Source organism: Clostridium sardiniense, assembly GCF_019753795.1.
Classification (GTDB): Bacteria; Bacillota; Clostridia; order Clostridiales; family Clostridiaceae; genus Clostridium; species Clostridium sardiniense.
In genome coordinates this window covers 1-488 of the sequence record NZ_JAIKTU010000056.1, presented here as the reverse complement: position 1 = coordinate 488, position 488 = coordinate 1, and the positions used below count along the sequence as shown (strand labels likewise).

Sequence of the window (488 nt, the reverse complement as noted above, 5' to 3'; positions counted from 1 at the left end):
CAGAGACACCAGGAACAGGGGGAACGACACCAGATTTACCAGGTGAGGAAGGGTCAACGCCAGATTTACCGGGTGATAGTGGAGAAGCAGGGAAACCAGAGACACCAGGAACAGGGGGAACGACACCAGATTTACCAGGTGAGGAAGGGTCAACGCCAGATTTACCGGGTGATAGTGGAGAAGCAGGGAAACCAGAGACACCAGGAACAGGAGGAACAACACCGGATTTACCAGGTGAGGAAGGAACAACGCCAGATTTACCGGGTGATAGTGGAGAAGCGGGGAAACCAGAGACACCAGGAACAGGGGGAACGACACCAGATTTGCCAGGTGAGGAAGGAACAACACCAGATTTACCGGGTGATAGTGGAGAAGCGGGGAAACCAGAGACACCAGGAACAGGGGGAACGACACCAGATTTACCAGGTGAGGAAGGGTCAACGCCAGATTTACCGGGTGATAGTGGAGAAGCAGGGAAACCAGAGACA

At 53.9% G+C, this 488-nt stretch carries 1 pseudogene; it reads left to right on the top strand.

The window, feature by feature from the left end:
* Positions 1-488 (top strand): annotated as a pseudogene (locus K5V21_RS19130) (hypothetical protein); the annotation flags it as partial.